This is a genomic window from Amycolatopsis sp. SID8362 (assembly GCF_010550475.1).
In the GTDB taxonomy this organism is placed as follows: domain Bacteria; phylum Actinomycetota; class Actinomycetes; order Mycobacteriales; family Pseudonocardiaceae; genus Amycolatopsis; species Amycolatopsis eburnea.
Genome location: NZ_JAAGNB010000378.1, coordinates 1 through 9,176, shown reverse-complemented (window position 1 = coordinate 9,176; position 9,176 = coordinate 1). Strand labels below are relative to the sequence as shown.

The window sequence follows — 9,176 nt, the reverse complement described above, 5'->3', positions numbered from 1 at the left end:
GAGCCCGCTGCTCGCCGAGCTGGCGCCGTCCGCGGAGCCGCCCGTCGTCCTCGAATTCACCGCCGCCGGCGTGCTGAACCTCGTCCGCGAGCACGTCGCCGCGGTGCTGGGGCACGCTTCCGCCGCGGCGGTCGACCGCGACCGCGCGTTCACCGACCTCGGCTTCACGTCGTTGTCGGCGGTCGAACTCCGCAACCGGCTGCGCGCCGCCACCGGTCTCGACCTGCCCGCCACCCTGACCTACGACCACCCCGACCCGGCCACGCTCGCCCGGCACTTGCACGGCCTGCTCGCCGGTTTGGCCCCCGGCCCGGACACGACGGCGGCCGGCACCGCGGGCGACGACGAGCCGATCGCAATCGTGGCGATGGCGTGCCGGTTCCCGGGCGAAGTCGGGTCGCCGGAAGACCTCTGGGACCTCGTCGCGCGCGGTGCCGACGCGCTGTCCGCCCCGCCCGCCGACCGCGGCTGGCCGGACGACCTCGCCGCCGTCCGGCCGGGCGGATTCCTCAGCGGGGCAACGGAATTCGACGCCGGACTCTTCGGCATCTCGCCCCGCGAGGCCCTCGCCATGGACCCGCAGCAGCGGCTGCTGCTGGAAACGTCGTGGGAGCTGTTCGAACGCGCCGGCCTCGACCCGCGTTCGCTGCGCGGCGAACGGATCGGCGTCTTCGCCGGCACCAACGGCCAGGACTACCCGGCCCTGCTGACCGACGCGGGCGACGAGGTCGCGGGCTACGTCGGCACGGGCAACGCGGCGGCGGTCGTCTCCGGCCGGATCGCCTACGCCTTCGGACTGGAGGGCCCGGCGGTCACCGTGGACACGGCGTGCTCGTCGTCGCTGGTCGCGGTGCACTGGGCGAGGCAGGCGCTGCGGGCGGGTGAGTGCTCGATGGCCATCGCGGGCGGCGTCACGGTGATGTCGACGCCGGGCGCTTTCGTGGAGTTCGACCGGCAAGGCGGGCTCGCCCCGGACGGCCGCATCAAGGCGTTCGCCGACGGCGCGGACGGCACCGGCTGGGGCGAAGGCGTCGGCCTGCTGCTGGTGGAGCGGTTGTCGGACGCGCGGCGCAACGGTCACGAGATCTTGGCCGTGGTGCGGGGTTCGGCGGTGAACTCGGATGGCGCGTCGAACGGCTTGACCGCGCCGAACGGTCCTTCGCAGCAACGCGTGATCCGTGCCGCTCTCGCGGACGCCGGGCTTTCTCCGTCCGAAGTGGACGCCGTGGAGGCGCACGGGACCGGGACGAAGCTGGGCGACCCGATCGAAGCGCAGGCGCTGCTGGCGACTTACGGCGCGGAGCGCGACGAGCCGCTGTGGCTGGGTTCGGTGAAGTCGAACCTGGGGCACACGCAGGCCGCCGCGGGGGTCGCCGGGATCATCAAGATGGTCATGGCGATGCGTGCCGGCGTGCTGCCGCAGACGTTGCACGTCGACGCGCCATCGTCCCATGTGGACTGGACGTCCGGCGCGGTGGAACTGCTGACCGAGGCGCGGAAGTGGCCGTCGGACCGGCCGCGGCGGGCGGGTGTCTCGTCGTTCGGGATCTCGGGGACGAACGCGCACACGATCCTCGAGCAGGCACCCGAGGAGGCGGTCGTCCACGACACCGCGCCGGTCGGGGTGCTGCCGGTGGTGGTTTCGGCGCGGACCGAGGAAGGTGTGCGCGCCCAGGCCCGCCGGTTGCTCGCCGCCGACCGCGGTGCGCTGCCGGACGTGGCTTTTTCGTTGGCGACGGGCCGTGCGGCGTTGTCGCGGCGGGCAGCCGTGCTCGCCGCGGACGACGCCGAGCTGGTCCGCGGGCTGACCGCGTTGGCGGATGGTGTGTCGGATCCTTCCGTCGTGCGCGGGGACGCCGTACCGGGTCCGCTCGCTGTGTTGTTCACCGGTCAAGGCGCGCAGCGGGTCGGGGTGGGGCAGGGTTTGTACGACCGCTTCCCGGTCTACGCCACGGCTTTCGACGAGGTCCTCACGCACTTCACCCCCCGTCTCCGCGATGCCCTCACCGATCCCGAGTTGCTGGATCGCACCGAGTTCACCCAGCCCGCGTTGTTCGCGGTCGAGGTCGCTCTTTACCGCCTGGTCGAGTCCTTCGGCGTTCGCCCCGATTTCGTGGCGGGGCACTCGATCGGCGAGATCTCGGCGGCGCACGTGGCCGGGGCACTGTCCCTTGAGGACGCTTGCCGGCTGGTTTCCGCGCGTGCCTCCCTCATGCAAGCGCTGCCCACTGGTGGCGCGATGGTCTCGATCGCCGCCCCCGAGTCGGCCATCAGCCTCACCGACGGCGTTTCGATCGCCGCGGTGAACGGCCCGGAGTCGGTGGTGATCTCCGGCGACGAGTCCGAGGTCCTGGCGATCGCGGCGCAGTTCCCGAAGACAAAGCGCCTGACCGTCAGCCATGCCTTCCACTCGCCGCTGATGGATCCGATGCTGGAGGAGTTCCGTGCGGTCGCCGAGTCTTTGGAGCATCGCTCCGCGACGATTCCGGTGATCTCGAATGTGAGCGGTGCTCTCGCCGAGCCGTTCACGGCGGACTACTGGGTGCGGCACGTGCGGGAGGCGGTCCGGTTCGCGGATGGGGTCTCGACGTTGGCGGCCGCCGGGGTCGGGGTGTTCTTGGAGCTGGGGCCGGACGGGGTGCTCAGCGCGATGGTGCCGGGCACGGCCGTGGCGGTGCTGCGGCGGGATCGCGAGGAAGCACGGACGTTCTTCACCGCCTTGGCGGGGCTGCACACCGCCGGCGTGCCGGTGGACTGGACGGCGCTGCCCGGGCACCGGATTCCCTTGCCCACGTACGCGTTCCAGCGCGAACGGTTCTGGCCCGCTCCGGCCCCGCGCCCCATCGGCGGCGAAGTCGACGCCCAGTTCTGGGCGGCGGTCGACCGCGCGGACGCGGCTAGCTTGTCGGCCGGGACCGGGGTGCCGGAACCGGACGTGGCGAAGGTGCTGCCGGCACTGGCGTCGTGGCGCCGGGAGCGGACCGAGACGGCGGTGACGGACTCCTGGCGCTACCGGGTGACGTGGGTCCCGATCGCGGACCCGGCCCCGGGTGCTCCAGGCGCGGCTCCGGCGACCGTGAATCGCCACGCGGCGACCTCCGGCGCGGCCACCGATCGCCACGCGGCGGCCTCTGGTGCGGATGCGGATCGCCTCGGGGTCGCGTCCGGTGCGACCCCGGTGACTGCCGATCGTCCCGCCGGGGGTGCGGCCGCGGATCGCCACCTGGCCACCTCCCGTGCGGCTGCGGATCGCCACGCGGGGACCTCCGGTGCGGATGCGGATCGCCTCGGGGTCGCGTCCGTTGCGACCCCGGCGGCTGCCAATCGTCCCGTGAGCGCGCCCGGTGCGGCCGCGGATCGTTTCGGTGCGACCCCGGCGGCGCCCGGCCGTCACGTGGCCGTCGCCGCTCCCGGCGCTGCACGGCGCTGGGCGGACGCCCTCGGCATCCCCGTAGTCGCCCCCCAGGAAACCGCGGCAGCCGACAGCGTGGTCCTGATCGCGGCCCCAGGCGACAACGCCCTCACCACCGCCATGACCCTGGCCCGGTCCGACCTCACCACCCCGTTGTGGTGCGTAACCCTCGGCGCAGTCGAAACCCCCACCGACGCCACCCCCGGCGACCCCGCCCTGGCCGCCCTCTGGGGCTTCGGGCGCGCACTGGCCCTGGAGACCCCCGACCGCTGGGGCGGCCTGGTCGACGTCCCCACCGACCCCGACGAACAGCAACTCGCCCGGCTACAAGCCATCCTGAACGGCTCCACCGGCGAGGACCAGCTCGCCCTCCGCCCCTCGGGCGTCTTCGCCCGCCGCCTGGTCCGCGCCCCGCAGCCCACCCCGTCGTGGACGCCCCGCGGGACCGTCCTCATCACCGGCGGCACCGGCGCGCTGGGCACCGCCGTGGCGCGCTGGGCCGCCCAGGCCGGGGCCGAACACCTGGTCCTCCTCAGCCGGAGCGGTCTCGCCGCGCCCGGTGCCGAAGCGCTCGCCGACGAGCTGGGCGCGACCGTCCTGGCCTGCGACGTCGGCAACCGCGCCGAACTCGCCCGGACTCTCGAGCAGCTCCCGAAGATCACCGCCGTCGTGCACGCGGCCGGGGCGAGTCAGGCCACCGCCTTCTCGGACCTCGACGACGCCGAGTTCCACCGGATCCGGGAAGCCAAGGTCGCCGGCGCCCGGCACCTCGACGAACTCCTCGGCGACGACCTCGAAGCCTTCGTCCTCTTCTCCTCCATCGCCGGGGTCTGGGGCAGCGGCGGCCAGACCGCCTACGCCGCCGCCAACGCCGAACTCGATGCCCTCGCGAACCTGCGCCGGGCCAAGAACCGGGTGGCCACCTCCATCGCCTGGGGCCCCTGGGCCGAGGGCGGGATGGCCGCCGACCCCGCCGCGCGGGAGCACCTCCGGCGGCGTGGCCTGGTGGCCCTCCCGCCGGACAAAGCGATCGCCGCGCTGCGGCGGGCCGGGGACGAGAACGTCGTCGTCGCGGACGTCGACTGGGCGAAGTTCGTCCCGGCGTTCACCGCCACGCGCCCGAGCCGGCTGCTCGCCGAGCTGCCCGAGGCGCGGGTCGACGAGCCGCAAGCGGTTGCCGGCCAGGGGGAGGGGTTCCGGGCGAAACTCGCCGGGCTCGCGCCGGCCGAGCAGCTCGCCGAACTCGTCGGTCTGATCCGGGCCGAGGCCGCGCACGTCCTCGGCCACGCCACCACCGACGCCGTGGATCCCAAGCGGGCCTTCACCGAGCTTGGGTTCGACTCGCTCACCGCCGTCGAACTGCGGGGCAGGCTCGCCGCGGCGACCGGCCTCGAGCTGCCCGCCACGCTCGTCTTCAACCACCCCAACGCGACCGCGCTCGCCGAGCACCTGCGCGCGGAGCTGGGCGACGGCACCCCGAGCGTGCTGGCCGAGCTCGAGCGGCTGGAGACGGCGCTGGCCGGCGGCGAACCCGACCGGCTGACGCGCGGCGAGCTGACCGTCCGGCTGCAGGCACTGCTGAGCCGGTACGCCGAACCGGCGGCCGTCCCGGCGAGCGGTCTCGAATTCGCCGACGACGACGCGCTTCTCGAATTCATCAACAATGACCTCGGGAAATTGTAGAAGCAATTCTTTGGAGGAAAACCCGTCCCCGGCAAGGGGGCGGGTTTTCCCTGTGTAGGGGCCCCTTTAAGGGGCATCATTAGGGGTTGTAGGGCCAAAAAAGGTCCCATAGCCTGCAGATTGATCCCCGGGGTTCCGCAGTTCGCTGGAGAAAAGGCTGGTGGCACTTACATGGCCGACGAGGAGACGCTGCGCGAGCACCTCAGGTGGGTCACGACCAACCTGCACCAGACGCGCCAGCGGCTGCAGGCGGTCGAGGACGCCGAGCAGGAGCCGATCGCGATCGTCGGCATGGGGTGCCGGCTGCCCGGGGGTGTCCGGTCGCCGCAGGACCTGTGGGACCTGGTCGCCGCGGGCACCGACGCCGTCACCGGGTTCCCGGAAAACCGCGGCTGGGACCTCGACGCGCTCCGCGACCCCGACCCCGACCGGCCCGGCACCTCGCACACCGCGTCCGGCGGGTTCCTGCACGACGTCGCCGACTTCGACGCCGGGTTCTTCGGCATCTCCCCGCGCGAAGCCCTCGCCATGGACGCCCAGCAGCGCCTGCTGCTCGAGACGACCTGGGAGGCCATCGAACGCGCCCGCATCGACCCCGCTTCACTGGCCGGCTCGGAAACCGGCGTCTTCGTCGGCAACACCGGCCAGGACTACGCGAACCTCATGCGCGGCGCCGGCGACGCCGTCGAAGGGCACCTGCTGACCGGCACCGCCACCGCCGTCGTCTCCGGGCGGCTCGCCTACTTCCTCGGCCTCACCGGCGCCGCCGTCACGGTCGACACCGCGTGCTCGTCCTCGCTCGTCGCGCTGCACTGGGCGTGCCACGCCCTCCGTCGCCGCGAGTGCTCGCTCGCCCTCGCCGGCGGGGTGACCGTGCTGTCCACGCCGGCGGCGTTCGTCGCGTTCAGCCGTCAGCGCGGCCTCGCCGCCGACGGCCGCTGCAAGTCCTTCGCCGAGGCCGCCGACGGCACCGGCTGGGGCGAGGGCGCCGGCATGCTGGTGCTGGAACGCCTGTCCGACGCGCAGCGCAACGGCCACCCCGTGCTCGCCGTCGTCCGCGGCTCGGCGGTCAACCAGGACGGCGCGTCCAACGGCTTGACCGCGCCCAACGGCCCCGCGCAGGAACGCGTGATCACCGAGGCGCTGGCGAGCGCGCGGTTGTCGGCGAAGCAGGTCGACGCGGTCGAGGCGCACGGCACCGGCACGACCCTCGGCGACCCGATCGAGGCACAGGCCCTGCTGGCCACCTACGGCCGCGCCCGCGGCGGCGACGACCCGCTGTTCCTCGGCTCGCTGAAGTCGAACGTCGGTCACACGCAGGGCGCCGCGGGCGTCGCCGGCGTGATCAAGATGGTCATGGCGATGCGCAACGGCGTCCTCCCGCGGACCCTGCACGTCGACGCCCCGACGTCGCACGTCGACTGGGCGTCCGGCGGCGTGCGACTGCTCACCGAGGCCCGGCCGTGGCCGGAGACCGGCGAGCCGCGCCGCGCGGGCGTGTCCGCGTTCGGCATGAGCGGCACCAACGCGCACGCGATCCTCGAAGCCGCCCCGGCCACCGAGGAGCCGGAAGCCGTCGCGGCCGGGCCGGTGCCGTGGGTGCTGTCCGCGCGGACCGCCGAGGCGCTCCAGGCGCAAGCCGCCGCACTGGCCGCGCACGACCACGCCAATGCCGCCGACATCGGGTTTTCGCTGGTCACGACCCGCACGGCGTTCCCGCACCGCGCGGTCGTCGTCGGCGACCTCCACGCCGGCCTGACCGCGCTCGCCGAGGGCGCTCCCGCGGCGAACGTCGTTACCGGGGAAGCCGTCGCGTCGGGCAAGGTCGCATTGGTCTTCCCGGGGCAGGGTTCGCAGTGGGCGGGGATGGCCCTCGAATTGGCGGAGTCTTCGCCAGCCTTCGCCGCCCGGCTGGACGAGTGCGGCTCGGCGCTGGAGTCCTTTGTGGACTGGCGACTCCGCGACGCGCTTGCCGACGCGGAAGCGCTGACCCGTGTGGACGTCGTGCAACCAGCGTTGTTCGCCGTGATGGTCTCGCTGGCCGAGCTGTGGCGTTCGTTCGGGGTGGTGCCGGACGCGGTGGTCGGTCACTCGCAGGGTGAGATCGCGGCCGCGGTTGTGTCGGGTGCGCTGTCCCTTGAGGACGGTGCGCGGGTGGTTGCCCTGCGCAGCAAGGCGATCCTCGCGCTGGCCGGTGGTGGCGGGATGGTGTCCGTCGCCGCCTCTGTGGAAACCGTGGAACAGCGGCTGATCGACGGGGTTTCGGTCGCGGCGGTCAACGGTCCCACGGCGGTCGTGGTCTCGGGCGTGCCCGAAGCCCTGGACGAGTTCATGGCCGCCTGCCGCGCGGACGACATCCGCGTCAAGCGGGTCCCGGTGGATTACGCGTCGCATTCGCCGCAGGTCGAGCAGCTCCGTGACGAGCTGCGCGAGGTGCTGGCCCCGATCGCGCCCCGTGAGGGAGACATCGCGTTCATCTCGACTGTGACCGGCGAGTGGAACGAGACCGTCGACGCCGAGTACTGGTACACGAACCTGCGCAGCACCGTCCGTCTCGACACCGCGATCGAGCGGCTCAAGAGCGAGGGTTTCGGCACGTTCATCGAGGCGTCCCCACACCCGGTGCTGACCATGGCGCTCGGGGACGACGTAATCGCGCTGGGAAGTCTCCGCCGTGACGACGGCGGGCTGACACGCTTCCGCGCCGCGCTCGCCGAAGCGTACGTCCACGGCGTCGCCGTCGACTGGACCCCGGCCTTCCCCGGCGCCCGCACGACCGACCTCCCCACCTACGCCTTCCAGCGCGAACGCTTCTGGCCCGACGTCGTCGCGGACCCGGGCGACGCGGGCGCCCTCGGCCTCAGCGCCACCGGGCACCCGTTGCTCGGCGCGGCCGTGGCGCTGGCCGCCGGCGACGGGCTCGTCCTCACCGGCCGCGTGTCCCCGCAGGCCCAGCCGTGGCTCGCCGACCACGCCGTGCACGGCACGATCCTGTTGCCCGGCACGGCTTTCGTCGAACTCGCCGTCCAGGCCGGTGACCGCGCCGGCTGCGGCACCGTCGAAGAACTCACCCTCGAAACCCCGCTCACCCTGGAGCCGCGCGACACCCGCGCGCTGCAGGTCTGGGTCGGCGCGGCCGACAAGACCGGACGGCGCGCCGTCGAGGTGCACTCGCGGCGCGACGAGGACGACCCCTGGATCCGGCACGCCGCCGGCGTTCTCGCACCCGCTACGCTCGAAGCCGGGTTCACCCTGGACTCCTGGCCGCCCGAGGGCGCGGCCAGGATCGACCTCGACGGGTTCTACGACGGCCTCCGCGCCGTCGCCGGCTACGGCTACGGACCCGCCTTCCAAGGCCTGCGGTCGGCGTGGCGCCGCGGCGACGAGATCTTCGCCGAGGTCGACCTGCCCGACACGCCGGACACGGCCCGCTTCGGCCTCCACCCGGCCCTGCTGGACACCGCACTGCACCCGCTGGCGCTCGTGTCCACAGAGGACGGGCAGGCCCGGCTTCCGTTCGCCTGGACGAGGTTCGCCCTGCACGCCACCGGCGCGTCCGCGCTGCGTGTCCGGCTGACCCGGCTCGGCACCGACGAGATCGCGGTCGAGGTCGCCGACCCGGCGGGCGCCCCCGTCGCGTCCGCGGCGTCGCTGGCCTTCCGCCCGTTGCCCACCGGTGGTCTGGACCGTTCCGTCGACGATCTGTACGTCGTCGGCTGGACCGAAGTTTCGGAAACCGGCGGCACCGACGCCGTCTTCGAGCCGCTCACCGGTGCGCCGGTCCACCGCGTGCTCGGCCTCGTCCAGGACTGGCTCGCCACCGAGCGCGCCGAGGTGCTCGTCTTCGTCACCAGCGGCGCGGTCGCGGTCCACGACGGTGAAGCGCCCGACCCGGACCTCGCCGCCGCGTGGGGCTTGGTGCGCTCGGCGCAGGCGGAGCACCCGGGCCGGTTCGCGCTGCTGGACACCGACGACCCGGACCACCCGGTCGTCCCGCCGGAGCCGCAGTCGGCCGTCCGTGACGGCCGCGTGTTCGTGCCCCGGCTCGCCCGCGCCACCGCCACCGGCGAGACGCCGGACT

Annotated in this window: 2 pseudogenes; both read left to right on the top strand. The window is 73.6% G+C overall.

Annotation, left to right across the window (positions count from 1 at the left end):
- Positions 1–70 precede the first annotated feature (70 nt).
- Positions 71–5,095, top strand: a pseudogene (locus tag G3I65_RS57240) (type I polyketide synthase); the annotation flags it as partial.
- A 183-nt stretch (positions 5,096–5,278) separates the two neighbouring features.
- Positions 5,279–9,176: pseudogene (locus G3I65_RS12015) on the top strand (type I polyketide synthase); the annotation flags it as partial.